Origin of the sequence: Dehalobacter sp. MCB1, from assembly GCF_003590275.1 — a bacterium.
Classification (GTDB): domain Bacteria; phylum Bacillota; class Desulfitobacteriia; order Desulfitobacteriales; family Syntrophobotulaceae; genus Dehalobacter.
Map to the genome: position 1 here is coordinate 104,691 of NZ_LXPC01000009.1, position 26,941 is coordinate 131,631.

Below are 26,941 nucleotides of genomic sequence, written 5' to 3' on the forward strand. Positions count from 1 at the left end.
AAATATAAAAGTTTAAATTTTATGTCTAAAATTTGCTAAATATTTGAATGATCATTAAACTATTGTGAAATGAAAAAGGAGGCCGTACCGGTGTGGAGTACTGAAGAAATACTGGAACGCCAAAAGCAGGTTGTAAAATGGCTTCGCGAAAAAAACGCTGAAGCAAAGACCAAAGGTTTGGTCTGCGGAATTTCCGGAGGTGTAGATTCTGCGGTGGTGGCAGGTTTATGTAAAAAAGCATTTCCTGATAAATGCCTTGGTGTGATCATGCCATGCCAATCAAATCCTGCGGATCGCGAGGATGCCTATTTAATTGCAGAAACCCTTGGAATGGAAGTGATAGAGATTGATCTCAAAGAAGCGCATGAAGCCATTTATGGCCAGGTAAAGACCGCTTTAAAAGCTGATCAGAAGCCTAGAAATATTCTGCAGGCAGGACAAGGGAACCTTAAAGCCCGGCTACGTATGTCTACGCTGTATACGGTAGCCAATATTAGAGAGTATTTGGTTGTCGGGACAGACAACGCTCCCGAGAGCTATACCGGATACTTTACGAAATATGGGGATGGCGGCGTGGATCTTCTGCCGATCAGCTCACTTACTAAGACGGAAGTAAGAGCTTGGGCAAGCGTACTCGGCCTGCCGGAAAAAATAGCTTCCAGGACACCGACTGCAGGTCTTTGGCAGGGCCAGACCGATGAAGGAGAGATGGGTTTTTCCTATGATCTTATCGATAGATATCTTCTAGGAGAAAAGATTCCTGACGATGTTGTCGCCAAAATTGAAAGACTGCATAAAATGAGTGAGCATAAACGGCAATTGCCCCCAACCATCGAATTAGAAAAACCAGAGAGGCTGGATTAGATGAAACTACGGATTGGATTAGATATAGACGGCGTCGTCGCGGACAGTTTTCCTGTGTTTACAGAAGAACTCAACAAACAATACGGTAAAAATATTATGGAAATTGACAACGATGATATGTCGAAAGTCTACGACGTTGACTGGAATGAACTTGACACCTTTTTTAACAAAAATATGGAGATTCTTTTCTCAACGCCGGAGCCTGTCAAAGGATCGGTTGAGAGTATCGTTTCCTTAACAGAAGCAGGGCATGAAATCATTTATGTGACAGCCAGAAAGCCGGGAGCTGAGGAACTGGTCACCAAAAAGTGGCTTGAAGAAAAACAAATCCCCCCGGGTGAAAAGATATTCACTGGGGGGCTCAGCAAGACCATTGCGGTCAAGGAACACGGTATTGATGTGTTCGTCGATGACTTTATTTCCAATTCAGTGGAGATCGTTTCCATGGGCATTCCGGTGTTGCTGATGGATGCGCCTTATAACCGCGGAAATCTTCCAGAAGGCGTCACACGGTGCTATGGCTGGAATGACGTTGTATGTTATATTGAGCAATTCAGCAGGAACGATATTAACCGGTAGGAAATTATATAAGCTTATTATATCTTGAAGAACAGGTATTCTTCGTACGTTATTTGCTGTTCATAGAGTTTCGTGGCCAGGTCTTGTCCGACGTAGCGCAGATGCCAAGGTTCGTAGGTATATTCCGTCAGGTATTCTTTGCCCTTTGGGTAGCGGATGATAAAGCCGAAACGATAAGCATTATCTTTCAGCCAGACATATTCGTCCGTATCACCAAATGTCTCTTCCAGACCGAAGTTAACGCTCTGGCAGGATACATCCATTGCCAGACCGGTTTGGTGTTCACTTTCACCGGGTCTCGCACTGATTTGATTGGCTTTTTCCTCCGTTCCGTACCGCCGGGTAAAACTCGCAAATAAATCCTGCTGCGTTTGATAGGAACGGTAGCCTGATACACCATAAAGAATTACACCATTTTCTTTCGCAGTAGAAAATAATTCCTCGAGCTTCGCAGCAGCTTCCTGACGCAGCATTCTTTTCTCAGCTTTTTCCTTAAAAGTAAAAGGAATATTGACTTCAACCAGATCCGGCGGAACATAATCGGAGGGAAGCTGGTTTTGTTTATTCACCAAAACAGCAATGCTCACAACATCGTGATAATTTATCGCTTCCTTACTCGCAGCGCCGATTTTTAGCATAAAGGTATCAACCGGAACGTTTTCTGCAAATGTTTGCGAACCATCAGAATTAGACAAAGCATCAGGAATGCTCATTTGACTACAACCGCTTATGAAAAAGATCATAAATAGAATGACAAGTAAAGAAAAAATCAACTTATTTTTCATCTTTTCTCCTGTATATCGTCGAGATTCCTTAGTGGTCAGGAAATAGTGCTTAAGAGACCAAGTTTTGCCCTACTTTGTATATATCACCCGCTCCGAGCGTAATAACGAGATCGCCTTCTTCGAGCGTTTGGTCAAGATAAGAACTAATTTCGTCCAGCGTTGAAAAATAACGGGTGGTAATTCCTTTCTCTCTCATTAAGTCGGCAAGTTTTGCTGAAGAGATCGGATTGACCCCGGCTTTTTTTTCGCGAGCCGAAGAAAAAATTTCTGCCAGCAAAACCTCATCGGCATCCTGAAAGGCTTGGGAAAACTCATAAAAAAGTTTTTCAGTCCGGCTGAAGGTATGTGGCTGAAATACCGCCCGGATTCTTCTGCCAGGGTAGGAAAGCCTTGCTCCGTCCAAGGTCGTTTGGATTTCTGTCGGGTGATGGGCATAATCGTCAACAATAACTGCCCCATGTTTTGTGCCAAGACGTTCGAATCTTCTTTTAGTACCATTAAAGCCACTGAGCGCCTGAAGGACGGTATTCATCGATATTCCTAGCCTGGAAGTCAGGGCTATGGCAGCCAGGGCATCCAGAATGTTATGTTTCCCTGATACAGTCAAATGCAACTTACCCACATTTTTTTTATTCATCATCACATCGAAACAGCTTCCGTCATTATCGAAAACAACGTTTGCAGCGCTGACATCAGCATCAGCAGAGAAACCAAAAGTTGTAACCGTTGCTTTGGTCTTAATTCTATCTATATTCGGATCATCATGCCAGATAATCAGATTGCCCTCAGCAGGCAGCTTGCAGGCAAGTTCGGAAAAAGCGCAGACCACATCATCCAGATCCTTAAAATAATCGGGATGATCCAGTTCCATGTTGGTAATAATCAGGTGCTCGGGAGAGTAATTTAAGAAGTGCCTCCGGTATTCGCAGGATTCAGCTAAAAAGAGTTCTCCTTGGCCAGCATGGGCGTTGCCGCCAATACAGGGCACGTCGCTGCCTACGACAATCGTAGGGTCCAAACCTGCATCAAGCAGGATTTTTCCAGCCATAGCAGTTGTCGTAGTCTTGCCGTGAGTCCCGGTTACACAGACTCCTTTTTTCTTGGACATCAGTTTGCTCAGAAATTGAGGGTAAGTCAGTACCTGTATGTTAAGCTCTCTGGCCCGTCTAATCTCCGGGTGACTGTCACCGTAAGCGGCAGAGGTGACAACCAAATCAGCACCGACCACATTCTCTGAATCAAAGTTCAGGACTTCAATGCCTGCCTTCTCTAATACAACGTCTGTAAAAAATCTTTGCGGTACATCGGATCCGGTAATCTCGGCATCTTCTATCAAGGGTGTAATCTGGGCAAGAGCGCTCATTCCGGTTCCTTTTATGCCGACAAAATGAATATGTAATTGCAATGTGCATCTTTCCTTCCGGTATTCTATTCCTATTACATTATACCCAAATATCTTGAAAAAGGTATCTGTACAATACGTAAATCAAAGACATTCTTCCTGAAAAACAGTTAACATGAGAATTAGAGCTGTTCAGCCTTCCAACGATGCCATTAACCTTAAATCGATAGGGCAAAAGCCGCATTTAATATTATAATACAAATACGACTAAAATATAAGATTTATACGCATTTTACAGTTTGGTTTATAAACTGCAATGTATTGTCGTAAGAAGGGAGGAAAACGCAATGTCTGGATATGCAGCACTACCTGACTTTAAAATCTTAAATGGCCGGGAGCTTGACGGTCTAATCGTTAATGATAAATTTATAAGTTACTACCAAGTGGAGTCTGCTCTTTATAATTATCCCAAAGTACTTGAAGCAGGCGTCATCGTTAACATCCAGGATGGTGAAAGCGTGATCCTCAAAGTATATCTGGCGCTGGAAGATTCTTTTTCGGCGAAGAAAGAAAGAGAACAGTACTGCTCGGCTGTAGAACAGTACATCAGAAATAGCTTTTCATTTAAAATGCCCATCTGGGTATTAATTCGTGAAAAACTACCAATGACCAGATCTGGAAAAATCCTGCGCTCTGTTCTTCGTGATTATTAAGATGAATTTTATAATTAAACCAAATTTAAACCAAAAAAAGACCTTCTTATAAATTGAAGGTCAAAAAATGAGACTAAATGAGTAAAACGAAGACAATATAATAATAATCATAAAATACACAAAAATCAAATAAATAATATAACCAGATTATCCATCTTAAACCATAATACCGACAAATTATGGTTTAATTTACAACAGGGAAAAAATAATATTTTGATTTAAATAAAATAATCAAGAACCAACAAATCAAAATCAACCTGCGAATATTATTACCTAAAGCTGCAAAAGATAGTATTGGGAAAAGGGAAATACCGTAAGGTAAGTAACCTTTTTCGAAGGCTATCCGCCCTGTAGCGGAGACAGATACCCGGTCAGTTAAGCTGCCGGGTATCTTCATGATGCCACATACAGCCTAATGCTGCAGTTGATGGATAACAAGGAACAACAACCTTATGCCTGAATATTATTGACGTGGATTTTACCGCGGGCTAAAGAGAAGAAAATACCGACAGCACAAAAGCAGGCTGAGATCAGAAAAGCAAGGTGAATACTCTGTAAAAACTGCGGATAGTATTCAGGAGTAATCTGGTTTTTGCCGACAAATATAGAAATCAGCAGCGTAGCTGTAGCCATACTTAACATCTGACCGAGAACCCTCATCACAGATACTGAGGCGGAGGCAATCCCGTAATAATGCTTATCTACGGAACTCATGACTGCATTGGTATTCGGAGAAGAGAATAAGGCAAATCCAATACCTAGCACCATCAAAGCAGCTATGATCAGGAACAGAGAAGTATGCGGACCGATAAAGGAAAGAAGAAACAAGCCTGCGGCGGTTGCAGCCATTCCCAAGGAGGCAATATTGGCAGGTTCTTTTTTATCGGATATACGTCCGGCCAAAGGGGAAATTAAAGACTGGATAATAGGTTGGATGATCAGGATGATTCCGGCATGTTCTGAAGACATACCTTGGACGTACTGCAGATATAGACTCAGAAGAAAAGTTACGGAGTACGATCCAGCATAATTGATCAATGCTGCGACGTTGGAAAAGGCAAAAACTCGGTTATCCTGAAAAAGCCTGATTTCTAACACGGGATTCGGAACCTTGAGCTGGCGTTTCACAAAGAAAACAAAACAAACAATGCTGAAGAGGATCAGGATAATCCCGAGAATATCGGGTAAAATACTCGAACCATAGATAAGCGCAATCAGGGTAACGGCGAAGATCATACTGCCTGGAATATCCAGTTTATCATTTTTGGCATCGGCCCAATCGCTCTTAACATATGTAATCGTTAAAACCGTGATCAGGACCCCCAAAGGAACCAATACCAAAAAAATGCTTCTCCAGTCCCAATACTTGGTTAAGAATCCTCCTAGAAAAGGCCCGACACCAAGTCCTACATATATGGCTGAAACATTAAAGCCCAGGGCTTTGCCGCGTTCCTGCGGCGGAAAGACCGAGGTAATCAGTGCCATTCCGGCAGTCGCGATCATTGACGCACTAATTCCCTGCAAGACTCGCATCATTATTAATAGTTCAATATTCGGTACAAAACCTGAAGCTAAAGTAAATGCAGTAAACGAAATGATTCCCCATTTATAAAGCCTGGTCCGGCCAAGGATGTCGGCGAGTTTGCCGATAGGAAGAAGAAACACAGCCGAAGACAACAGGAAAGATGTCGCAATCCAGCTTAAAACGACAGCATCTGCTGCAAATTCCTTTTGAATTGCAGGCAGCGCAATATTGATCGATGAAATCATAAATGGAGTCAGAAAGGAACCTGCGGTTGCTATAAACAAAAGGGTGCGCTTAACCGTTTTGCTGTCATCGTGGATGAGGTCATGATGTTCGTTCATAAATACTCCTTTTTGGCTACATTTTTTGCCCCTTGTTCCTTTTATTAAAATAAAACACAAGTCCTAGATTATTATAAATGATTGTTTCTAAAACGTAAATTAATGTTTTGATGTATAAATTTTACATTTTAACGACATCCTATTAATAATTAACTTTTTAAGGAGGTTGTACATGAATATCTGGCAGAAGATTGCCCTTGCAATTATTATCATCGGGGCCATTAACTGGGGAATGATTGGCTTTTTCCAATTTGATCTTGTCAATGCCCTCCTCGGGGGGATCAGTCCGCTCCCACCGAGAATCGTCTATGCGCTGGTCGGACTCAGCGGCCTGTATTGCATCACACTTTTATTCGTACCGAATCGCGAATATGAGAGAGAAAGAAGGATCCAGCATAATCCTTAACGAGTCCCAAATTACTCAATAAGTCCAGCACAGCTCTAGAGCAAAGGAACCGTGATAATCGGTTCCTTTTGCCTGCTTTGCGTTGGATGATACATTTAGCATTAAAATAATAGCAAGTCGACTAAAATGTTTTTTTATTCGATGGGTTGTCGGGTAGGAATTTTTTGATATTTTTCCCTCGATTCTTTGTAATACCTGTTAAGTTTCCTGAGATTAACCGTCCACAGGTAAATGATATACGGTAAAAACAGCGTAAGCAGAATCGGAATTTCCGACATCAGAATAAAGTCAAAAAAACCGTGAAGTAGGATAGGAACATATAAGGATTTTCTGAGGTAAGTTCTCTCAAGATGAGGATGGTTGGAGAACTTCGCCAGGGAAAGGTAGTAACCCATCGTCACACCGAGCAATACGTGGGTCGGCACTGAGAATATTCCTCTGGAAAGGCCTACATACGGGTTGGCTGAAAAGTTTATAAGGACATACATGATGTTCTCGACTGTTGCGAAGCCAAGCGCGGCAAATACGGCATAGACAATTCCGTCTAGTTTTTCATCAAACGCCGGATTCCGATAGACTGTTCGCAGGACGACTGCCCTTTTGAAATATTCTTCGGTCAGTCCCGCAACGACAAAGGCATTGAAAAAAGCTGCCGCTATCCCGGTAAAGATGTTCACGGATGTCAGAAATTTTTCAAACAGCACGATCGGGATGACTGCCAGCGCTCCTAGAATAAAAACTTTTATAAGAAGATACAAAGGCTCTTTATCGAAACGGTCGGTATAATAGACTGCCAGGGCTAGAGCAATGACCGGAGTAAGTGCAATTACCAATATTCGCAGATCTAATAGCAAAAAGACCACATCCTTTTTTGTAAGTTTATCTCCTGTGAAGTACATCATCGACATGTAAGCAGCCTGAATATGTTAAGCTTTATTATTTGCAGCCGGAGCATTAAACATTCTTTATAAAATTTTCTCATTTTCCCACATTTTAATTAATTTACCCTTAACAAATTTTTTTTCTTATGTTATACTGTTAAAGCTTATGGGTTACCAAACATGCCGATGTGGCTCAGGGGTAGAGCAGCTCACTCGTAATGAGCAGGTCGTCGGTTCGATTCCGACCATCGGCTCCACGAAAAAACAAGACACCGCAAGGGTTTGCGGTGTTTTTGCTTTGTGTAAACCATTTTATTTTCACCCTTTCGTTGCAACAGCGTTGCAACACAACTTTTATCGTTGCAACACTGTCTCTTTTTCTGAAGTTGTTCTCTTTTTTTGAGGTGGCCATTGATTTTTTAGGCTGCCTTTTCTTTTGATTTTCTACGGAACGTGTTCTGATGGCTATATATTTAAATGGATATACCATTTAAATATTTTGACAACAGTAAAAATTATAACATAAGGAATAGGAAATAAACGTAGTTTTATGCAAAAAATGAAAATATATACCAAAAGGACGAAACCCCAAATATCTATCTAGGGATTCCGCCCTTAATATATGTCTACTACTATATATTGCCACGAAAATGGAAACCCTTACACTCAGCTAATTGAGATAAACTTTAACTAAAACGTTTACAGAAGGATAATTTTTGAGAATTGTTTTGCCTATATTTTGATTTCGCCAAGCATTTCGTAATTATTGATCGCTTAGTCTGCATTCTAATTCAGGTAGCTATTTTACTAATTGCTAAAATAAGCAGTAAGAGGAACATATAGATGCTTTTTTAATATACGAATTTATTCTAAATGTCATCCTTTTGGCTCCTGCTTCGGAATGCTCCTATGTCCCGATCAGTGAGCCGGTATTGTGACTTCTCAAAATTGAAGTTCAAATCGAAGGACTTTAGTTTCCCGCATCGATCTTCAATATTCTGTACAATTTTTGTAGTAGTTTCGCTCAACATAAGACATAGATCGTCTTTTGTAAATCCATTTTTTCTGATTATCATTTTGCAGCCCTTTACTAATATATTTATAGATAGAGTTTCCTGTGAAAGTGGTAATCCTTCATTTGGATAAGCATAGTATACATTAGAAACATTTTGGTTTAATGTAGTCAATGCAAAAAGGACGGAATAATGCATAGAACCATACCCTAGAACTGTCTTGACAACCTAAAAAATACGTGATAAATTTTAACTTAAATTGAATTTGCAATGTATCTGCCCTCAACTCGTTTGTCTGGAGATACAAGGCTCGTTTTTTTACCCGACCGCAAGGTATATCCGAGTGGAAAGGCGCTCATCCGGCATGTGTGTTTTCTTTTTTTGCCGTTTTGCTCCCTTTCCGTGGCTTGCGGAAAGGGAGTTTTTGATTTTAGAAGGAGGTCAAACCTATGAACAAAAGAATTGGTATTATTGGTATTGTGGTTGAAGATCTCTCTTGTGTGGAGCATATCAATGCGATTCTGCATGAATATGCCGGACTGGTCGTCGGACGGATGGGAATTCCCTACGGAGAACGGGGCGTATCGGTCATCTCACTGATTGTCGACGGCAGTAATGATGAAATCAGTGCGCTGACCGGCAAACTGGGCCGGGTCTCCGGCGCGTCCGTTAAATCCATGATTACAAAAAGCAATAAGTAATTTGAAAGGTACGCAAAATATGAATTTTCTCGATAAATATCAAAAGGAATTCGAGGAGTACGACAAGCTTGAGCATGATTTTATTGACGACGACAAGATATGGGAACAGCTGAATAAATGGCACAACCCATCTAGAGAAGACGTGCGGCGCGTGTTAAAAAAAGCGGAGCAGTGTGTACGGCTCGAGCCGGAGGAAACAGCGATTCTTATCCAAAACAAGGATGAGGATACGATACAGGAGATGTATGAACTGGCCCATCAGCTGAAAGAAGAGGTTTACGGAGACCGTATCGTGTTTTTCGCGCCGCTTTATATCAGCGATGAATGCGCGAACAACTGCAAATATTGTGGTTTCCGCGCAAGCAACACGGTGATGCACCGTAAGACGCTTAGTATGAATGAAATCGAGCAGGAAGTGCGGATCATGATAGAGGAAGGCCAGAAACGTACTGTACTCGTTTATGGCGAATCTCCCGCAACCGAAGTGGATTTCATGTGCGATACGATCAGAAAAGTCTACAGCGTAAAAACACAGCACGGTGAAATCCGCCGTGCAAACATTAACTGTGCGCCGCTCACTGTCGATGAATTGAAAAAACTAAAAGAAGTTGGCATTGGCACCTTCCAGGTTTTTCAGGAAACCTACCACCATGAAACTTATCGTAAAATACATCCGGCCGGGACCATCAAGGGGCATTACCGTTGGAGACTCTACTGTATGGACAGGGCACGGAAGGCCGGTATCGACGACAACGGGATCGGCGTTTTATTCGGCCTGTACGACTGGCGTTTTGAAGTCATGGGCCTTCTGTACCATACCATTTATTTGGAGGAAACATTCAACGGTGTGGGACCACACACGATTTCATTCCCCAGAATCACTCCGGCGACCGGTACGCCATTCTCCGATCACTCCGAGTATGCGGTCAGCGACAGCGACTTCAAAAAACTTGTTGCCGTCTTGCGCCTGTCCGTCCCATATACCGGCATGATTTGTACTGCACGTGAACCGGAAAAAGTGCGTAGGGAGGTAATCTCGTTTGGGGTTTCACAGATCGATGCTGGAACGCGCATTGGCGTCGGTGCTTATGCACAGTCCAAGGATGCAAACCAGCTTCCCGACAAAGAGCAGTTCTCCATTGCTGATTCGCGTGCACTGGATGATGTTGTCGGCGAAATATGCGATATGCAGTTTATCCCCTCTTTTTGCACGGCATGCTACCGTGCAGGCCGTACGGGAGAACATTTTATGAAGGTCGCAAAATCCAGGTTCGTACATAACTACTGCATACCGAATGCGATTTTCACGCTGAAGGAATACCTGCTCGACTATGCGTCGGATGAAACAAGGGCCAAAGGCGAAAAAGTTCTCAAACAGCATGTCGAGCGGTTTAAAGGCGATCCAGTCTACGACACGATACTTGAGAATTTAAAGCGGCTGGAAAACGGCGAACGTGATTTACGCCTGTAGGAGAAGTCTATGGATTTAAGTCTAAAAGACCCGGAAGGATTCTCAAAATGGATGAATTCAGCCGGAAGAAAGGAACTTTCCGAGATTATCCAGTATTTTTTTGAGGAAGCAACAGCAGAAGAATGGTCGGTGATGTCCTCTTATGCAAATGAGCTGCGGGAAAAGTATTATGGCAGAAAGGTTTACTTTCGGGGGCTGATCGAGTTTTCCAGCTTTTGCAGGAACGATTGTTTCTACTGCGGACTTTGCAGAAGCAACCGAAGTGTCAAAAGGTACCGTTTGACGCCGGAGGAAATTCTTGATTGCTGCCGGACGGGCTATGATCTGGGTTTTCGCACCTTTGTGCTGCAAAGCGGCGAGGATAAGTATTTTACAGACGCGCGGCTGTGCAACATCATATCAGGGATCAAGGAGTTTTTTTCGGATTGTGCGGTGACCCTCTCAATAGGAGAGCGAAGTTTCGCTTCCTATAAACACCTATTCGATGCTGGGGCTGACCGGTACCTTTTGCGTCATGAAACGGCCGATCAGTCCCATTACGTCAAACTACATCCGCCGGAACTCAGCTTAAAAAATCGCAAACAGTGCCTATATCATCTAAAGGAGATCGGCTATCAGGTCGGAGCCGGCTTTATGGTAGATTCCCCTTTCCAGACCTTCGATACACTGGCGGAGGATTTTCTGTTTCTGAGGGAACTGAAACCCCAAATGATCGGCATCGGTCCGTTTATTCCACAAAAAGATACAAGGTTTCGAGGTTACTGCACGCCGTCCTCCGGCCGGACTTTGACCTTGTTGTCGCTTATCCGGATTATGTTGCCGAAAACATTGCTGCCCGCTACAACAGCGCTCGGCACAGTTGACCCTCTGGGGCGTGAAAAAGGTCTGAAAGCCGGCGCCAATGTCGTTATGCCTAATCTTTCCCCGGTTAAGCACCGCAAGGATTATGACATATATGATCACAAAATTTGTATCGGTGAAGAGGCGGCCGAGTGTCTTTCTTGTCTTGCACGGCGTATTACGTCAGTCGGTTATATACCTGATTTTTCACGCGGGGACTATATAGACTTTTTGGGAAAGGATTCATCATGCGGATAGAACAAGATATGCTGGGTGAGATGCAAATCAGTGACGGCGCGTATTATGGAATTGACATTGCGAAAACTGAATGGTAGCTTCACCCTGGCAACGGTCCTAACCGGATACATCGGTTAGGATAAGGCATCAGAAGTCGCCGCCCTCTGCCGAAAAACAGGCAGACCGGTAGAGGAAATCGTCTTAGAACAACGTCTGATGGATAAACAGACGCTGGATGAAATTTTAAAACCGGAACGGCTTACGTCACCTAGAGCCGCAATGGAAAAGGAGAAAAGGGCAATGGAAAATATGAACGCAACACCTATGGCAAGCCGGTTTGCTATAGGGCTTTTCGGAAAACGGAATGCCGGGAAATCCTCTCTTATCAACGCTATCACCGGGCAGGACATTGCGATTACTTCCGATGTGCCGGGGACGACGACGGACCCCGTTTACAAAGCCATGGAGCTTTTGCCGATCGGGCCGGTCGTATTGATTGATACCGCGGGACTCGATGACGTGGACGGACTTGGAGCGCTACGTGTTGAGAAAACCTATGAAGTTCTGCGGAAATGCAACCTCGCAATTGTTGCCGTTGATGTGCAGTTAGGAATCTCGGAGTTTGAGGCGGAATTCATTGAACAACTCAAGCGAAGGAAGGTCCCGTCCGTTTGCGTACTGAATAAATGTGACAAAGGAGTGCTGGACGCGGGCGAACTTGAGAAGCTGAAAGAGCTTACCGGGATCCCGCTGATATGCGCAAGCACAATAAACGGATTTGGGATTGATGAAATAAAAAAGCAAATCATTGCAAATTCTGGATTTGAGGATGCGGAACCGGCGCTGGTCAGCGATTTGATCCACGCGGGTGACATTGCCGTACTCGTGACACCCATCGACAAGTCGGCTCCCAAAGGCAGGCTGATACTTCCTCAGCAACAGACGATCCGCGATATCATCGAAAGCGATGCGATAGCGGTCATAACAAAAGAGCACGAGCTTAAGCTAACGCTCGAACGTTTAAACACGCCCCCCACTATCGTGATTACGGATTCACAAGCCTTTCTTAAAGTGTCCGCGGACACCCCTCCTGAGATTCCCATGACATCGTTTTCAATTCTATTCGCACGGCAAAAGGCGGACCTCGCGGAAATGGTACGAGGTGTCAGGGGTATTGAGAGGCTGGCTCCTGGGGACAAGGTTCTCATTGTCGAGGGTTGTACCCATCACCGTCAGTCGGATGACATCGGTAAAGTAAAAATCCCGCGCTGGATACGCCAGATCGCGGGCGGGGGAATTGAATTTGAATGGGCAAGCGGTGCCTGTTTTCCAAAGGATATCTCCGGATATGCCGTGATCATCCACTGCGGCGGCTGTATGTTGAACCGCAGGGAAATGCAGTACCGAGTGGAAAAAGCACGGGAACGTGGCACATCAATCACCAATTATGGAATATTGATCGCATACATAATGGGCATTCTCCCAAGGGCATTAAGGCCCTTCCACGCCGCAAGTCTGGCTTTGGAAGAAACTGAGCCGGTTGAATAAGCATCCCCGTGACTCCGGCCACAACCTTGTTAAATATGCATGCGTTTGGCCAGTTCTGCCTTGATATTTTCCCCTTGAAAGATCAGGATCGCAGACAGGAATATGATGCTGATGGCAACAGAGATTACGGAAGGGTATAGTACATGAATCCAGTCAAACAAGAGGAATATTACCGGAATGATGCCGAGAAGGCCATCTAACAAAAAATAAGTGATGTAATCCCTGGCCCTGAGTTTCATAATTTTCGCCGTTACATACAGCACGAACATGGCGGAAACAAACAAAATAGGAACAACAAAGTCCAGGGACCAGCCCCGCCAGCCGGTTCCCCAGTCCCAGACAACACTAAGAAAAGATAAAATGGTTACCTGCCACATGATATTCTTGGTAATATGATGTCTTTTCTTAATGACGATAATTAAACTCAACCACATGCTGATGAGACCGAATAAAGCGAAAACGGGCCAGTTTATAGTCGAGGGAAATAACGCATAGACCATAAAACTGACGACCAGAGCAACGACAGAGACAAAAATCATAATCCGCAGGGCCAGATGCCGTTCATAGAACGGAGGAACCACCGGATAAATTTCCTGCTGACCGCAGGCACCATTGTCTCCCGGCAAAATATTTCCACATAGGGGACAATCCTTTTTATTACCGCGTATGCGGACCTGGCAGTGGCTGCAATATTGCATAAAAATGATCCTCTCTGTTTACTCAATTAAAGATTGCTTGTAATCTCAATGTCGATGCCTTTTTCCGAAAGGAACTCAAAAAAAGTTCGTTGGATTTCAGTCTCCTGGAAGGGTGAACTAAAACTCACAGACAGCCTGTCATTGTAGGAGCATATGCTGATATGAGGCATTCTGGCGCTGCTGCAAAGACTAAACTGCCGAATATAGCGTTTGAACTCTTCTGGAAGCAAGATTTGACCGATATTTGTTACCGCCGCAGTGATCCCCCTGTCAGCGATTTTGCTGGCAAAGCGTAGGGAATAATCCTTGAAAGGCAAAGGAATAATCCGGGTCAAAAGATTCTTTTCAATCGACATTAATTGATTTAAGCGTTGATTTAAGCTTTCTGCAGTAAGCTCTTTCTGAAAGTCCCCGCTTACGCCTTGAATCACGTCTTGAAAATCGGAGCTTTCTTGGCCAAAGGCATAACCAATATTCATCGTACTAAAAAAATTTCTGGTTGTTTCCGATTCAAAAAAATTCCGCAAGTTAATCGGGACGGACAAAACAACAGGATCATTCTTCGTGCGTACCGGCCTTTCTTTATGTAGGGCATAAATAAACAAGGCAGCAATAAAAACAGTCAAAGTAACATTGTATTTATGTGCTAATCCCAAAGCTGCCTTGACAGACATCGAACCTTCAATTACCTTTACTCTGTTTTCATCCAGCCTTGTTCCGCGGACATGATAAGTCCGGACCAATTTCACCTTGTTCGGGTTATCCATCAACTTCAGGATATCCAAATCCCGGCCTTCAAAATACCTGCCGAAACTGTCATCCATTTTTTCGCTGATCGAGGCGTTTGGCTTGAATTCAGGGATTTGGTCCGCAAAGGCTTCCTTATGCCGCAGACGGATATAATGATAGACCAGAGTTTTCATGAACCAGAGTGCCCCTGTACCGTCAGATAAAGCATGAAAAATTTCCACATTGATTCTGCTGTGGTAATAGGACACCCGGAAAAGCAAATTTTTTCTGTCATCAAGATAAATCGGCGCACAGACTGGGTCAGACTCCCTTTCAACTACAGGATGCAGGTCGCTGGTCTGAAAATAATACCAGAATACACCTTTCCTTAAAATGGATTTGTAAAATGGAAAATAATCCATCGTGATATTTAAGGCTTCCTGTAATATTTCAGCATCTACAGCTTCATAGAGTTCACAGGCCAGCCGGAATACTTTCGTGTCTTTATTGCCGCATGTTGCCGGAAAGATCTTAGAGGCATTATCCAGTCTTGTCCACTCAACGCTCTTTCGCTGTCTCATTCGATCACCTTTCTGATATCGTACTATGTTAACTTTAATATTAAGGTTAATAATGACTAGCCATCTAAAAAAGAATTGATCACCTTATAGCATGTAATGAGGTGCTCTGTGTTCCATGCCAGCGAGAAGAAGCCATGAACCGCGTCTTTCATTCGGTATAACCTGACGTCGTTGCCGGATTCCCTCAAACGTATTCCATAAGCCTCTCCCTCATCGCGGAGCGGATCAAATTCAGCCGTGATAATCAGTGTCTGGGGCTGATTCGATAAATCTTTGGCTAAGAGTGGTGCTACGTAAGGGTTGTTGCGGTCTTCTTCTCTTTGGACATATAGATCCATATAATCCTGAATGCGTTTGGCGGTTAATATATAATCTGTACCATTTTCCCGAATAGACGGAAATGGGGAACTGGGGCTATGATCAATGTAGGTCGCGGGATAGATCAATATTTGACGGGTAGGCAGAAATTCGCCCCTGTCTCTGGCCATCAAAGATACGGCTGCTGCCAGATTACCGCCCGCACTGTCCCCAATCAAGGTAATATCCTTGGGGCTGCATTGCAGCAGATCATGCCGTAAGAATAACTCTCTGGTAACATGATAACATTCCTCAATGCCGGCAGGGAAAGGGTTCTCCGGCGCTAAAAGATAATCTACGGAAATAACCGTATGATGGGTCTGATTTGTCATTTTGGCACAGACATGGGTGTAAGAATCAATATCTCCAGTAACCCATCCTCCGCCGTGAAAGAAGATTAGAACTCCGGAGACTTCCTGCTTTTCAGGACGAAAAATGCGCACGGGGATTTCTCTTGAGCCAACAATGATCTTATGATCCAATAAATGGTACAACGGCTTAAAATACGGATGTACAACCTTTTGGACTTTCCGGTAGATCCTATAGGTCTTCTTAATATTTACATCCGGATAGGAAAGTGCCTTTAAAAGTCTTCTTTTGAAGCGTTTCATTCAACGACCTCTCTTTCGTGCTATCCTATCCTGACTCCATTATAATCGAAAATCACAAGTATAGCGATTTGAATTCCATTGAATTCGAACCCAAAAAAAATTATTCATAAAATAAGAAAATAGGAGCAAAATAACCCAAAGAAATACCAGACAGCATGTATTATCTGGTCTTTTCTTTGGGCAACTTTTGCGGTCAGCTGGCTCTTACTTGCTTCTTTTAAAAGCCAATAAAATCAGTTCTTCATTGTTTGCTTTGTATTGAGAATTCAGGGTTGATTCAGCTTGTTTGACCTGATTTAGCTGATTCTGATCAAGTTGAGCAAAATCCATATGCATGAGATTGTCCACGGTTTTAGACCTCCTTAAATTAAAAGCGGTGTTCATATAAGTCAATCCCGCCCAATATCATATGGGCCAGACCAAACCCGATAATCCCTGCACTGATTAGGGGATATACTTCTCTTTTGCTCATACCATTTTTTTTCATATCTTTGACCCTCAAGGCAACACCGGCTGCTGTGACTGCAGTTCCTAATGCGCTTGGTATCAAGCCTTCTCGCATCGTCATTCCCTCCTAAATTAAATTCTGTCTTTATCTTTAACCAAATTAGAAAATTTTATTAGCTTTTCAAATGAAATTTTTTGACAATAATTAATAAAAAACTTTAATATTAAATAGAAAAATACCCCTGCGTCCAGGGGCATTAGATAAGTTTGCGCCAAGTCTAATTAAATATGTATCTCTTCAGCCTACTTTAGCATAATGAAATATTGATGGTCAATAGATTTTGCCAAGTACTGGATATGAATAAAAAATATTTTACTAATTACAGAAAAAGGTATAAAATGGTACTTGTTGTAAATACGCCCGATTAGTCATTCCGGCTGTTTTCTGGCCCAGCGGTTGCTATCCCGGAGACGGTATTTTTCCATCATTTCTTCAAAGGATTTTTCAAGGTCTATCTGAAGCGAATTGGCCATACATATGATGATAAACAGAATGTCGGCCATTTCCAGCGCAAGATCACCTTCCTGCTCGGACGGTTTCTTGGGTTTTTCTCCGTAATGGTGATTAACCTCCCTGGCCAGCTCACCAACTTCTTCGATCAGCCGGAGCATCATCGAAGAGGGCTGCCAGTAACCTTCTTCGAATTGGGAAATCCAATTATCGACTTCTTTTTGCCAATCTTTGATATCCATCGCAAACAGTACTCCCTTGCAGTTTATTATAAGCTCAATTTTAAGGGAATTTTTCCTGTCGGGCAAGGAATTTAGGGATTAATGTAGAATCATGATCCATTGATATATTTTTCAAGGAGTGAGACAGTGGCATATCTGCAGACATTTGCACAAGTGATTGAATGGAAAGATTTCGTAGATATTGTCGTTGTCGCGATCATTATCTATCAATTGCTTATGCTGATTAAAGGAACAAGGGCCGTCCAATTAATCAAGGGTCTTTTTGTGTTTATGGTCATTTCTTTGATTGCAAGACAGCTTGGACTTACAACGCTGAACTGGATGGTGGACAATGTCTGGACCATGTTGGTTGTTGCGCTGCCTGTCGTTTTTCAGCCTGAGTTAAGAAGGACCCTGGAACAGATTGGCAGAGGTAAGTTTATTACCATGCACCCGGCGACAACCGGACCTGAGGAATATAAGAAGCTGATCGAGGAAATTGTCAGGTGCAGTCAGGTTTTATCACAAAGTCGCATTGGCGCTCTGATCGTCCTTGAAAAAACGACCGGGATTCAGGAATATGTTGAGACCGGTGTTAAAATTGACGGAGTTGTCTCTTCAGAATTCTTGGTCAATCTGTTTATTCCAAAATCGCCGCTCCATGACGGTGCGGTGATTATCCGTGGGGATAGAGTTGCGGCCGCAGGCTGTTTTTTGCCTTTGACCCAGGATAACGGGCTGCAGAAGGATTTAGGGACCAGACATAGAGCTGCTCTAGGGCTTTCAGAGGTATCAGATGCGCTGGTTATCATTGTATCTGAAGAAACTGGTGCCATTTCTACGGCTAAAAACGGTAGGCTCACCCGCTTCCTTGATGAAAAAAGCCTGCGGGATCTTTTGAAGAATGAGATCCTGGTCGAAAAAGCTTCCGGGCACAATCTGTTCCGAAGAGGTGACAACAATGCCAATACGTGATATTCTACGGCGAAACCTTGGATATAAAGTGATTTCTCTCATCCTGGCGATTGTCTTCTGGGTGTGGCTGACCAGTCAGAGTAACGCCACACTTTTTAACAAAAATATTATTCCCGTCCAGCTGGTAGCTTACAACCAGCCCTCCAATATTGCGATCATAACGCCGATTCCGACAATTACCATTCGGATCGACAGTTCTTCTCAGGAAAGCAGCACCAACCCGGTTGCCTATGTTGACCTTAAAGACGCTGTGGCTGGAGAATCAACGTATGATGTCCAAATTAATGCACCCGAAGGTGTCAAAGTTGAAGAAATCAGCCCGAAATCAGTGACACTGAAGCTGGACCAACTCGAAGACAAGATCGTAAAGGTTGAGGCAAATGTTACAGGTGAACCGGCTTCCGGCTACGAGGCAGGAGAGATGCTGTTCACACCCTCGGTGGTGAACGTGCGCGGACCTGCCTCCATCTTGGCGAATCTGGAGAGTGTCATCGTCAACGTTGATTTCACCGGACTCACCGAAAGCAAAAGTGTCGTTAGACCTGTTACTTATGAGGATATTGAAAACAAGGGGATTTTTGCAGCTGATCCTTACTACAAGTCGCTGCAGGCCTTTCCTGATACTGTCGAAGTGATCATGCCTGTTTACCCGAAAGGGAATGCGAGCAAGACCGTGTCGCTCCGGGTAGCGACGAAGGGGACACCCGCAGATGGAATGGAAGTACGGCTCGTGACTCCGCTTCCATCGCAGATTAAGCTTGTAGGGGCAGAGAAAAAGCTTAAGGCAATTCAATATTTAAACCTTGGAACCGTTGATATCAGCGGCATCACCAGTACCAAAGCGATTGATATTTCCCTGAATTCGATTACGCTGCCGGAAGGAGTGTTCTTCAGTCAAGGGACGAAAATCAGTGTGATGGTTTATGTCGATGCCAAAGCTGTGAATGAAACCATCAAAGGGATACCTGTCGGGATCAAGAATATTCCCGACGGTCTGGCAGCAGATATCGTCTCACCCATTGATATCAAGGTCAGTGGGTATCCGGATATCCTCGCGGCGCTGCAACAGGGGGATATTTCTGCCTGGGTAGATGCCAAAGGTTTGAAGGAAGGTACTTACTCCGATACGACGGTGCTGTGGGAAGTTCCTTCCGGGGTAACCATGGTGAGCGTACCCAAAGTGCAGCTTGTTCTGAAGGCAAGCGCAGCTGCTTCTGGAGATAACAAAGAATAGAGTTGGATAGATTGAATCTGATTTGGTTGGACATAAAGCTGCCTGTGGACCAGGATGATGCGGAACTGCCGGATATTCTGGCCCGCAGATTAAAAGTGACACGCGAAAAGATCAATAATCTGCGGATACTGCGGCGTTCTGTTGACGCACGCCAAAAGCCGGAGCTTTTTTTTGTTTATACCGTTGAGTTTTCTGTGCAAATTTCCGGGCCGGAATTAAGAAAAGCAATGGCTCATTATCCACGGCTGAAAGAAAAAGTGTTTGTCCAAAAGTACCCACTAAACAACTGTCCGAATTCCAAACTTACTTCCCGGCCGATTGTGGTGGGGACAGGACCTGCCGGATATTTTGCTGCGTTGGCCCTGGCTAGGAAAGGCTACAGGCCACTGGTACTGGAACGTGGAGACAAAGTTGAAGATAGGAGCGTAGCAGTTGAACGCTTCTGGAATACAGGAACCCTCGATTCGGAGAGTAATGTCCAATTTGGGGAAGGCGGTGCCGGGACATTTTCCGATGGCAAGCTGACCACCCGGATTGATGACCGAAGAGTACGGGAAGTATTGGAGAATTTTGTGGAATTCGGAGCCAACCCCGAAATTCTGTATGCAGCTAAACCACATATAGGGACTGACATACTGAAGAAGGTCGTCGCCGCAATGCGGGCTAAAATTGAAGCTTTGGGCGGTGAGGTGCTCTTCCGGACCAAAGTGACCGGTTTGAAAACCGTCAATAATCAACTGGAGGCTGTGGAGATCGATGGTGCGGAGACGATCCCGGCAGAAACGGTGATTCTGGCAGTCGGACACAGTGCCCGAGACGTTTATCAGTTCCTGAAGGTTCTGGGCGTGCAGCTAGAAGCGAAGCCTTTTGCGGTCGGCCTGCGAATTGAGCATCGGCAGGAATATGTCAACCTGACCCAATATGGGATCCCTTTCCACCCTCGGCTAGGTCCGGCAGACTATCAGCTGACCTATAAAGATATAAGCAGCGGCCGAGGCGCTTATACGTTTTGCATGTGCCCCGGCGGACAGGTGATTGCCTCTTCTTCCGAAGACGGAGGGATTGTCACCAATGGGATGAGTAACTTTTCCAGGGAAACTACCATTGCGAACAGTGCAGTTGTTGTGACAGTCAGTCCGGAGGACTTTGCCTCTAGTGATCCATTAGCAGGGATTGACTTCCAACGGGAATGGGAGCAGAAGGCTTTCCAGGCCGGAGGAAGGAATTACTGTGTGCCCGCTCAATCCGTACAGGATTTTTTACGGAATCAGCTGACAAAAAAATTTTCGCTTGTACCGACGTACCGGCCAGGATATACATCCGTGGATCTGCATACAATTTTGCCGTATGAAATCGGCAGCGTGCTCGAGAGAGCCCTGCTGGCCTTTGATCAGAAAATGAGAGGTTTTGCCGGTGCCGAAGCTACACTTTCCGGAGTCGAATCTAGAACGAGTGCGCCTGTCAGGATCCTGCGAGATGAATCAGGCCAGTCTGTAAACCTGAAAGGTCTGTTTCCAGCAGGAGAAGGAGCTGGGTACGCCGGTGGGATCACCAGTTCGGCGGTCGACGGACTCAGGGCCGCCGAAAAGTTAATGGCGCAATATGCACCCAAAGAGTAAGATAGATCAGAGAAATGCAGCAATGTAGAGAAGAATTTAAACCAATTAAGCAGTATATATAACCTTAAGTTGGCTGGAAATGAAAGGGGAGCTGGGATTTGGCCAGACTTTTTGGAACGGATGGAGTCAGAGGAAAAGCAAATACGGAGCTTACACCGGAGCTTGCCTTCAAGCTTGGAAAAGCCGGAGCGTATGTTTTGGGAAAAGGGCAGGAAAAAGCCAAAATTGTCATTGGCAAGGATACCCGGATATCCGGAGATATGTTGGAGGCAGCACTGGCAGCGGGTATTTGTTCGATGGGAGTCGATGTACTGAAGGCCGGAGTCCTTCCAACGCCGGGCGTTGCATTTTTAACGCGGACGCTCAAATCAAGTGCCGGTGTTGTTATTTCGGCGTCGCATAACCCTTATGAGGACAACGGTATTAAATTTTTTGCCGGAAGCGGATTTAAACTTTCGGACGAGTTGGAAGATGAAATTGAAGATACATTAAAAAGGATTGATGAACTGGAATTGCCTTCAGGCAGCGAGATCGGCAGTATTGTGGAAGTCGAAAATGCGTCGGAGAAATATAGCACATTCCTGAAAAAAACCTCCGTATCACTTAAAAATCTTAAAATTGTCCTAGACTGTGCCAATGGCGCAGCCTTTGAAGTGGGCCCAAAAGTACTGGCCGATCTCGGTGCCGAGGTTATACCGCTCTACAACCAGCCTGACGGGATCAATATTAATGTCCACTGCGGTTCGACGCATCCGGAAGTGCTCGCCAAAGAAGTATTGCAGCATGGTGCTGACCTCGGGCTGGCCTGCGACGGGGATGCGGACCGGATCATCGCGGTTGATGAGAACGGCAATATTCTTGATGGGGATATGATCATGGTGATCTGTGCACAAGCTCTGAAGGAGAAAGGGAAGCTGGCCCATGATTCACTGGTCGTAACCGTGATGAGCAACATGGGACTGCATAAAGCTCTCCGCAAAGCGGGTATCCGAATCCTTGAGACCAAGGTTGGGGATCGCTACGTCATGGAGAAACTGCTGGAATCTGGTACGGTCCTCGGTGGGGAACAGTCCGGCCATCTTATTTTTCTGGAACACAATACGACGGGAGACGGATTGCTCTCGGGTCTGCAGTTGCTGTCCGTATTAAAAGAGAAAAAAGCTAAGCTGTCCGAGCTGGCCAAACAAATGAAACGATTCCCGCAGGTCCTGGTGAATACCAGTGTCGGGAGCAAAGACAAAATTATGGAGAATGAGCAAGTGAACCTGAAGATCAGAGAGATTCAGGAAAACCTGGGTGAGGACGGCAGGATCCTTGTTCGTCCGTCCGGTACGGAGTCCCTAATCCGGGTTATGCTGGAAGGACCGGACCAGCAGGAATTAACCAGGTTGGCCGAAGAAGTCGTTAAGGTGGTCAGGCTTGTCGATCAGAATGACCTTGGCTGAACGGAGTTAGAACCCTTTGACGGAAAACGTAATAGAATAAAAATGTAATAGACCGGCACCAACTAAGTTTTCTTTCAGATAATCTTCAGATAATCCATATAGAAAATAGGTCTGTACCTATTTTCTCATATGGATTATAATAGGAAAGTCAGAAGCATTGCCGGTCTATTACACTGATAGATAATTGACTATTTATAAGGAGATGGTTGAAAAATAGGCTGCAGGGATTAAAAAAATGAATAGTGGACGATTTTGACGGTTTACAGTACAAAGTTTACACTGCGGATTTTTCCGCACAGAAATGTAGCGCCAGAACCCATTCAGGGTTGACGAGGAAGAGGTTAATCGAAGTTTTCGGCGGGTGCCTCTCGGTGGCTTGTCATCGTTAGATTTGCTGTAAATCCGGAAAGCAATTTCCGGGACAAAAAGCGGATCAAACAGGAAGAAGGTTTTCTTTGCGGAATACCTTCAGTTGTTCGTGCTTTCCTGAGTCCGATTGCGAAGAAATTGGAAAAGAAGTCACGAACAGGTTAACAGGCTTGACTTGTTTTGATTGTCTCGCCTTGTTATATCTTCTCTTGCTTTATGTTGATAGGTTAGAAATCTATAGCCGTCCTTTACGGCTATTTTTTATGGCTAACAGAAATATAATGTTATAGGAACACGTCATAACCGAATGAGATGAAACTAAATTATTTGAATTTGAAACGAGGAGAACAGAAACATGTGTGGTATCGTAGGATATTTTGGAGAGAAATCGGCTGTTCCGATTCTGGTTGAAGGTCTAAAAAAGCTTGAATATAGGGGATATGATTCCTCAGGCATAGCGGTCATGGAAGAAGGCGGGATCCGGATCACCAAGAGTGTTGGGAAACTTGTCAATTTAGAGGAGAAGCTGAGCAATCGCTCTTACAATGCAAGAATTGGAATCGGCCATACCCGGTGGGCGACGCACGGCAGACCGTCTGATGTCAATGCTCACCCTCATATGGACTGCCATGGAGACTTTGCCGTTGTACATAACGGAATTATTGAGAATTATCTCGAGCTTAGAGAATGGTTAACTGCGGAGGGTCATCTTTTCCGTTCCGAAACGGATACGGAAGTACTGGCCCACCTAGTCGAACATTTTTATGAAGGAGACCTTCAGGATGCAGTCAAAAAAATGCTGGCCAAGGTAGCAGGGTCCTATGCAGTTGTCGTTCTAAGCTATAAGAATCCCAATGTTATGATTGCAGCCCGCAAAGACAGTCCATTGATTGTCGGTATCGGAGATGGAGAATATTTCGTCGCGAGCGATATCCCGGCAGTGCTTAAATACACGAGAAAGACGTACATCATGGAAGATGGAGAAATGGTGACCGTCTCGGACGAAGGTTTGAAGTTCTGTAATTTTACGACAGGCGAATGTATTGAAAAGAGTGTCTTTGAAGTCACCTGGGATGCCGTGGCAGCCGAAAAGGGCGGTTACGAGCACTTTATGCTGAAAGAGATTTTTGAACAGCCGAAGGCCCTGCGGGACACGTTGGCCGGAAGACTGAATCACGACCATGTTGTGCTGCAGGAAGTGGATCTTACCCCGAAAGAGGTTGCTTTATTTAATAAAGTAGCAATTGTTGCCTGCGGAACTGCGTATCATGCCGGACTGATCGGCAAAGGGTTGATTGAACACTGGGCTAAAATACCGGTCGAAGTCGATATTGCTTCAGAATTCCGATACAGAGCCCCTTTGATTGATGATAAAACCCTGGTCGTTGTAATCAGCCAGTCGGGAGAAACGGCCGACACCCTGGCAGCTTTGCGAGAATCCAAAAAGAAGGGAGCCAGAGTTATCGCGATCACCAATGTCGTCGGCAGCTCCGTGGCTAGGGAAGCACACGATGTGATCCACACCTGGGCAGGACCGGAAATTGCCGTGGCCTCGACGAAGGCTTATACGACCCAGATCGAAGGAATGATCCTGCTTGCACTTTATCTTACGCAGGCCAAAGGAACCATGCCAAAGGAATGGATCACAGAGATTATTTCCGAGCTCGGCAAAATCCCTGATAAAGCGGAAATTATCCTCAAAGAAGGAGCTGAACGCATTAAGACCCTAGCCAGGTACTTTGAAGAAGTGGGCAGCACATTCTTCATCGGCCGCGGTCTGGACTGGGCAGTTGCGCAGGAAGGTTCCCTGAAACTCAAAGAAATCTCGTATATTCACGCCGAAGCCTATGCTTCGGGCGAATTAAAGCATGGCACACTCGCACTGATTACGGAGGATACCCCGGTTATCGCGCTCGCAACCCAGAGAGACTTGTATGAGAAAACGGTCTCGAATGTGATCGAGGTTAAAGCCAGGGACGCCAAGGTCATCGGGTTTACGTTTAAAGGAAATACCAATTTCCACAAGTCGGTTAATGAAATATTCTATATCCCGGAAACCGCCAATGAGCTTGCTCCACTCTTAACGGTGATTCCACTGCAGCTTCTGTCCTACTATGTTTCCATCGCTAGAGGGAACGATGTCGATAAGCCCAGGAACCTGGCCAAATCAGTGACTGTTGAGTAAGATAAAAAGTATTTTGCGTCATATTTTACTTAAGGCCATACTCCTTTATTTTTCTGTACAATGTTGATTTTGACAAGCCCAGCTCTCTAGCTGCTTCGTCTTTGTTTTTATTCTTACACAAAGCATGCATAATGGCTTCTTTCTGGATATCCCTTAAAGGCAGCGGATCATTGTTTTGTGTTACACTCACGGTGGTTTGCCTGTGTTTGATTTCATTTGGAAGGTCTCCGATATTTAGTATGCCATTCTTGGCTTTAAAGACCGCATACACCATCGCATTTTTTAACTGCCTGATGTTCCCGGGCCAGGTATATTCAACGAGCGCTTTGTAGACCTCAAAACTTAATTTGGGTGGTTCACATTGTATTTCTCTACTGATCTGATCCAAAAAATGATGTGCGAGCAGGAGAATATCCTTTCCCCTGTCCCGCAGCGAGGGGATGTCGATCGCTAAAACGGATAAACGGAAATACAAATCGCTTCGAAATGTTTTTTCCTGTACCATTTGAAACAGGTTCTGATTAGTCGCGGCGATAAGTCTGAAGTTTACCGTGGTGTACTTACTGCTGTTAATCCTGACGACTCTTTTGTCCTCAAGGACACGTAATAGTACAGGCTGGACTTCCAAGGGCATATCCCCGATTTCATCCAAAAACAAAGTCCCACCATTGGCAGCCTCTATTTTACCGGGCTGACCGTTTTTGTTGGCTCCGGTAAAAGCACCCCCTTCATAACCGAACAATTCACTTTCGATTAAATTCCTAGGTATAGAAGCACAATTAAGGGCGACAAAAGGTCCCCCGGGACAGTAATCATGATGAATTGCCTGAGCGAATATCTCTTTCCCTGTCCCGCTCTCACCATTCAGCAGAACATTATATGTAGATTTGCTGATATTCCTAGCAAAATCAATGGCTTGTACAATAGGCCAACTTTTCCCGACAATGGCTTCAAAAGTATGGATGGTGTCTTGATTAAGTTGAGATTGTTTTTCAATTCTTTCTTGAGATAACATGAAAATTACGGCTCCTTTTGTTTTGTCGATTAGATACTTAGGGTCAATATTATCATTATCTGAAAATTATGTCAATTCAAATTTTACCCAAATATCATAATAATCTATCAATAAAATTTGCTTTGTCAGACACTTAAGTAATATAATTATCTGGAAAAACCTGTTACTGGGTAAGGAGGTCATCGCATTGTCAACCTATCATGCAGCAGCATGGATGGTGCCTGCAGAAAGCGGTTTAAAAAAGAAACATATTCAGAAGGTGCTCGCCCTTTTACCGGAGGACTGTGAACTGGTCCCGTTTGAGATTCATGGCAATAACTCCTCGGCTTATGGTTTTGCAACCATTGAGGTTATTGACGAAGAAGAAAACGGTCTGGAGACAATCATCGATTTGCTGGAACCGCTTGTTGAAGACTGGACGGAGGATTCTTCCGATTGCACATTAGACCTGCCGGGCGGAAAACAGATCTATATCGGCTGTGACTACCGTACAGTAATGATTAACGGAGTAGATCCGGAACAGCACAGTCATCATCATTAAAACCAACTTAAGAGTAACAAGATACAGATATGATGGAACAAAGTCAAGATCTTTAGTTAGGCTACGGAACTAATTGCTGAGCGGCTAAAGAAAAAAGGAGGAAATCTGATTCCTCCTCCTGTAGGATTTTATGTTAAAGACTTTCGCTTAAGCAATA

At 44.3% G+C, this 26,941-nt stretch carries 25 protein-coding genes and 1 tRNA gene; 15 read left to right on the forward strand and 11 right to left on the reverse strand.

What is annotated here, in order from left to right; genetic code table 11:
* Positions 1-90 precede the first annotated feature (90 nt).
* Positions 91-864: an NAD(+) synthase gene (nadE, locus tag A7K50_RS05985; protein WP_119774996.1), complete on the forward strand. Its 774-nt coding sequence runs from the start codon at positions 91-93 to the stop codon at positions 862-864.
* Complete coding sequence (locus A7K50_RS05990; RefSeq protein ID WP_020491256.1) at positions 865-1,443, forward strand: hypothetical protein; 579 nt, start codon at positions 865-867, stop codon at positions 1,441-1,443.
* Between the two features lie 17 nt (positions 1,444-1,460).
* On the opposite strand, the gene A7K50_RS05995 is transcribed toward A7K50_RS05990, so the two are convergent.
* Positions 1,461-2,228, reverse strand: coding sequence for a M15 family metallopeptidase (locus tag A7K50_RS05995; RefSeq protein ID WP_119774997.1), 768 nt, complete (start codon positions 2,226-2,228; stop codon positions 1,461-1,463).
* Between the two features lie 49 nt (positions 2,229-2,277).
* Complete coding sequence (gene murC / locus A7K50_RS06000; RefSeq protein WP_119774998.1) at positions 2,278-3,633, reverse strand: UDP-N-acetylmuramate--L-alanine ligase; 1,356 nt, start codon at positions 3,631-3,633, stop codon at positions 2,278-2,280.
* A 284-nt stretch (positions 3,634-3,917) separates the two neighbouring features.
* Between murC and A7K50_RS06005 the strand changes: the two genes are divergently transcribed.
* Positions 3,918-4,283 carry an acyl-CoA synthetase gene (locus A7K50_RS06005; RefSeq protein ID WP_020491253.1) on the forward strand — a complete coding sequence of 122 codons (366 nt, stop codon included), beginning with the start codon at positions 3,918-3,920 and terminating at the stop codon, positions 4,281-4,283.
* A 450-nt stretch (positions 4,284-4,733) separates the two neighbouring features.
* On the opposite strand, the gene A7K50_RS06015 is transcribed toward A7K50_RS06005, so the two are convergent.
* Positions 4,734-6,149 (reverse strand): MFS transporter, encoded by a 1,416-nt coding sequence (locus tag A7K50_RS06015; RefSeq protein ID WP_119774999.1) that lies wholly within the window; start codon positions 6,147-6,149, stop codon positions 4,734-4,736.
* A 172-nt stretch (positions 6,150-6,321) separates the two neighbouring features.
* Between A7K50_RS06015 and A7K50_RS06020 the strand changes: the two genes are divergently transcribed.
* Positions 6,322-6,555, forward strand: coding sequence for a DUF378 domain-containing protein (locus tag A7K50_RS06020; protein WP_119775000.1), 234 nt, complete (start codon positions 6,322-6,324; stop codon positions 6,553-6,555).
* A gap of 134 nt (positions 6,556-6,689) precedes the next feature.
* On the opposite strand, the gene A7K50_RS06025 is transcribed toward A7K50_RS06020, so the two are convergent.
* Positions 6,690-7,409 carry a PrsW family glutamic-type intramembrane protease gene (locus A7K50_RS06025; protein ID WP_119775060.1) on the reverse strand — a complete coding sequence of 240 codons (720 nt, stop codon included), beginning with the start codon at positions 7,407-7,409 and terminating at the stop codon, positions 6,690-6,692.
* A gap of 209 nt (positions 7,410-7,618) precedes the next feature.
* Here A7K50_RS06025 and A7K50_RS06030 point away from each other — a divergent pair.
* From A7K50_RS06030 to hydF, 5 genes are all read left to right on the forward strand, one after another.
* Positions 7,619-7,693: transfer RNA gene (locus A7K50_RS06030), tRNA-Thr, on the forward strand.
* A gap of 1,205 nt (positions 7,694-8,898) precedes the next feature.
* A complete protein-coding gene (locus A7K50_RS06040; RefSeq protein ID WP_020491174.1) occupies positions 8,899-9,150 on the forward strand; it encodes a TM1266 family iron-only hydrogenase system putative regulator in 252 nt (83 codons plus the stop codon).
* A 19-nt stretch (positions 9,151-9,169) separates the two neighbouring features.
* Positions 9,170-10,621, forward strand: a complete 1,452-nt coding sequence (gene hydG / locus A7K50_RS06045) for a [FeFe] hydrogenase H-cluster radical SAM maturase HydG (protein WP_119775061.1) — start codon at positions 9,170-9,172, stop codon at positions 10,619-10,621.
* A gap of 9 nt (positions 10,622-10,630) precedes the next feature.
* Positions 10,631-11,719, forward strand: coding sequence for a [FeFe] hydrogenase H-cluster radical SAM maturase HydE (hydE, locus tag A7K50_RS06050; RefSeq protein ID WP_119775001.1), 1,089 nt, complete (start codon positions 10,631-10,633; stop codon positions 11,717-11,719).
* A 279-nt stretch (positions 11,720-11,998) separates the two neighbouring features.
* Entirely contained in the window at positions 11,999-13,246 is a 1,248-nt protein-coding gene (hydF, locus tag A7K50_RS06060) for a [FeFe] hydrogenase H-cluster maturation GTPase HydF (protein ID WP_119775002.1), read from the forward strand.
* A 29-nt stretch (positions 13,247-13,275) separates the two neighbouring features.
* Here the strand turns inward: hydF and A7K50_RS06065 are convergent, their stop codons facing one another.
* The 6 genes from A7K50_RS06065 to A7K50_RS06085 form a co-directional block, all read right to left on the reverse strand.
* Entirely contained in the window at positions 13,276-13,944 is a 669-nt protein-coding gene (locus tag A7K50_RS06065; protein WP_119775003.1) for a DUF6320 domain-containing protein, read from the reverse strand.
* A gap of 26 nt (positions 13,945-13,970) precedes the next feature.
* Positions 13,971-15,254 carry a hypothetical protein gene (locus A7K50_RS06070; protein WP_119775004.1) on the reverse strand — a complete coding sequence of 428 codons (1,284 nt, stop codon included), beginning with the start codon at positions 15,252-15,254 and terminating at the stop codon, positions 13,971-13,973.
* Between the two features lie 56 nt (positions 15,255-15,310).
* Positions 15,311-16,222, reverse strand: coding sequence for an alpha/beta hydrolase (locus tag A7K50_RS06075; protein WP_119775005.1), 912 nt, complete (start codon positions 16,220-16,222; stop codon positions 15,311-15,313).
* Positions 16,223-16,426: 204 nt separating this feature from the next.
* Positions 16,427-16,570: a hypothetical protein gene (locus A7K50_RS14160; protein WP_020491167.1), complete on the reverse strand. Its 144-nt coding sequence runs from the start codon at positions 16,568-16,570 to the stop codon at positions 16,427-16,429.
* A 19-nt stretch (positions 16,571-16,589) separates the two neighbouring features.
* Positions 16,590-16,784: a hypothetical protein gene (locus tag A7K50_RS06080; RefSeq protein ID WP_015043826.1), complete on the reverse strand. Its 195-nt coding sequence runs from the start codon at positions 16,782-16,784 to the stop codon at positions 16,590-16,592.
* 314 nt (positions 16,785-17,098) lie between these two features.
* Positions 17,099-17,422 (reverse strand): nucleotide pyrophosphohydrolase, encoded by a 324-nt coding sequence (locus A7K50_RS06085; RefSeq protein ID WP_020491165.1) that lies wholly within the window; start codon positions 17,420-17,422, stop codon positions 17,099-17,101.
* Between the two features lie 126 nt (positions 17,423-17,548).
* Here A7K50_RS06085 and cdaA point away from each other — a divergent pair, with 126 nt between their 5' ends.
* From cdaA to glmS, 5 genes are all read left to right on the forward strand, one after another.
* Positions 17,549-18,376 carry a diadenylate cyclase CdaA gene (gene cdaA, locus A7K50_RS06090; RefSeq protein WP_119775006.1) on the forward strand — a complete coding sequence of 276 codons (828 nt, stop codon included), beginning with the start codon at positions 17,549-17,551 and terminating at the stop codon, positions 18,374-18,376.
* Positions 18,363-19,610 carry a CdaR family protein gene (locus A7K50_RS06095; RefSeq protein WP_026156216.1) on the forward strand — a complete coding sequence of 416 codons (1,248 nt, stop codon included), beginning with the start codon at positions 18,363-18,365 and terminating at the stop codon, positions 19,608-19,610. Before cdaA ends, A7K50_RS06095 begins: the two co-directional genes overlap by 14 nt.
* A gap of 11 nt (positions 19,611-19,621) precedes the next feature.
* Positions 19,622-21,229 (forward strand): FAD-dependent protein, encoded by a 1,608-nt coding sequence (locus tag A7K50_RS06100; RefSeq protein ID WP_199698241.1) that lies wholly within the window; start codon positions 19,622-19,624, stop codon positions 21,227-21,229.
* Between the two features lie 98 nt (positions 21,230-21,327).
* Positions 21,328-22,674, forward strand: coding sequence for a phosphoglucosamine mutase (glmM, locus tag A7K50_RS06105; protein ID WP_119775007.1), 1,347 nt, complete (start codon positions 21,328-21,330; stop codon positions 22,672-22,674).
* Positions 22,675-23,398: 724 nt separating this feature from the next.
* The gene (gene glmS / locus A7K50_RS06110) at positions 23,399-25,228 is read left to right on the forward strand and encodes a glutamine--fructose-6-phosphate transaminase (isomerizing) (protein ID WP_119775008.1); all 1,830 of its coding nucleotides are present in this window, start codon (positions 23,399-23,401) and stop codon (positions 25,226-25,228) included.
* Positions 25,229-25,253: 25 nt separating this feature from the next.
* On the opposite strand, the gene A7K50_RS06115 is transcribed toward glmS, so the two are convergent.
* Positions 25,254-26,243, reverse strand: coding sequence for a sigma 54-interacting transcriptional regulator (locus tag A7K50_RS06115; protein ID WP_119775009.1), 990 nt, complete (start codon positions 26,241-26,243; stop codon positions 25,254-25,256).
* Between the two features lie 187 nt (positions 26,244-26,430).
* Here A7K50_RS06115 and A7K50_RS06120 point away from each other — a divergent pair, with 187 nt between their 5' ends.
* On the forward strand, positions 26,431-26,784 hold the full coding sequence (locus A7K50_RS06120; protein ID WP_119775010.1) for a hypothetical protein: 354 nt from the start codon (positions 26,431-26,433) through the stop codon (positions 26,782-26,784).
* The last annotated feature ends 157 nt before the right edge of the window (positions 26,785-26,941 follow it).

What these genes read in the sequence shown, in the direction of transcription:
- A7K50_RS05990 (WP_020491256.1), top strand. Translation starts at nt 865, where the DNA reads ATGAAACTACGGATTGGATTAGATATAGACGGCGTCGTCGCGGACAGT.
- A7K50_RS05995 (WP_119774997.1), bottom strand. Translation starts at nt 2,228, where the DNA reads ATGAAAAATAAGTTGATTTTTTCTTTACTTGTCATTCTATTTATGATC.
- A7K50_RS06005 (WP_020491253.1), top strand. Translation starts at nt 3,918, where the DNA reads ATGTCTGGATATGCAGCACTACCTGACTTTAAAATCTTAAATGGCCGG.
- A7K50_RS06015 (WP_119774999.1), bottom strand. Translation starts at nt 6,149, where the DNA reads ATGAACGAACATCATGACCTCATCCACGATGACAGCAAAACGGTTAAG.
- A7K50_RS06020 (WP_119775000.1), top strand. Translation starts at nt 6,322, where the DNA reads ATGAATATCTGGCAGAAGATTGCCCTTGCAATTATTATCATCGGGGCC.
- A7K50_RS06040 (WP_020491174.1), top strand. Translation starts at nt 8,899, where the DNA reads ATGAACAAAAGAATTGGTATTATTGGTATTGTGGTTGAAGATCTCTCT.
- hydG (WP_119775061.1), top strand. Translation starts at nt 9,170, where the DNA reads ATGAATTTTCTCGATAAATATCAAAAGGAATTCGAGGAGTACGACAAG.
- hydE (WP_119775001.1), top strand. Translation starts at nt 10,631, where the DNA reads ATGGATTTAAGTCTAAAAGACCCGGAAGGATTCTCAAAATGGATGAAT.
- hydF (WP_119775002.1), top strand. Translation starts at nt 11,999, where the DNA reads ATGGAAAATATGAACGCAACACCTATGGCAAGCCGGTTTGCTATAGGG.
- A7K50_RS06065 (WP_119775003.1), bottom strand. Translation starts at nt 13,944, where the DNA reads ATGCAATATTGCAGCCACTGCCAGGTCCGCATACGCGGTAATAAAAAG.
- A7K50_RS06070 (WP_119775004.1), bottom strand. Translation starts at nt 15,254, where the DNA reads ATGAGACAGCGAAAGAGCGTTGAGTGGACAAGACTGGATAATGCCTCT.
- A7K50_RS06075 (WP_119775005.1), bottom strand. Translation starts at nt 16,222, where the DNA reads ATGAAACGCTTCAAAAGAAGACTTTTAAAGGCACTTTCCTATCCGGAT.
- A7K50_RS06080 (WP_015043826.1), bottom strand. Translation starts at nt 16,784, where the DNA reads ATGCGAGAAGGCTTGATACCAAGCGCATTAGGAACTGCAGTCACAGCA.
- A7K50_RS06085 (WP_020491165.1), bottom strand. Translation starts at nt 17,422, where the DNA reads ATGGATATCAAAGATTGGCAAAAAGAAGTCGATAATTGGATTTCCCAA.
- A7K50_RS06095 (WP_026156216.1), top strand. Translation starts at nt 18,363, where the DNA reads ATGCCAATACGTGATATTCTACGGCGAAACCTTGGATATAAAGTGATT.
- glmS (WP_119775008.1), top strand. Translation starts at nt 23,399, where the DNA reads ATGTGTGGTATCGTAGGATATTTTGGAGAGAAATCGGCTGTTCCGATT.
- A7K50_RS06115 (WP_119775009.1), bottom strand. Translation starts at nt 26,243, where the DNA reads ATGTTATCTCAAGAAAGAATTGAAAAACAATCTCAACTTAATCAAGAC.